The following is a 306-nucleotide window of genomic DNA, read 5'->3' on the forward strand; positions in this document are numbered from 1 at the left end:
GTCGGGCTGTGCGAGTCCGTTGGCGAGCGCGGTGATGCAGTGGTCGAGGAGTCGGTTGATGCGGTCGGCGTCGAAGAGTTCGGTGGAGTACTCGGCGGCGATGTTGAGGTGGCCGTCGGGTGTCTCTTCGATGTCGATCGCGATGTCGAAGCGGGCGTTTCCGGTGGTGGCGTCGATGGGGTTGGCAGTGAGGGTGCCGAGGCTCAGTTCGTTTCGGGTCGCCGGTTGGAGGGTGAGGCTGATCTGGAACAGGGGGTTGCGGCCGGTGACGCGTTCGGGTTTGAGGCTGTCGACGATCAGGCTGAA

At 64.4% G+C, this 306-nt stretch carries 1 protein-coding gene; it reads right to left on the bottom strand.

The window, feature by feature from the left end:
- The coding region (locus tag ACPXB1_RS30690) for a condensation domain-containing protein (RefSeq protein ID WP_425736188.1) at window positions 1–306 on the bottom strand (306 nt) is incomplete at both ends.

Origin of the sequence: Micromonospora sp. DT68 (genome assembly GCF_049847245.1) — a bacterium.
GTDB lineage: Bacteria > Actinomycetota > Actinomycetes > Mycobacteriales > Micromonosporaceae > Micromonospora > Micromonospora profundi.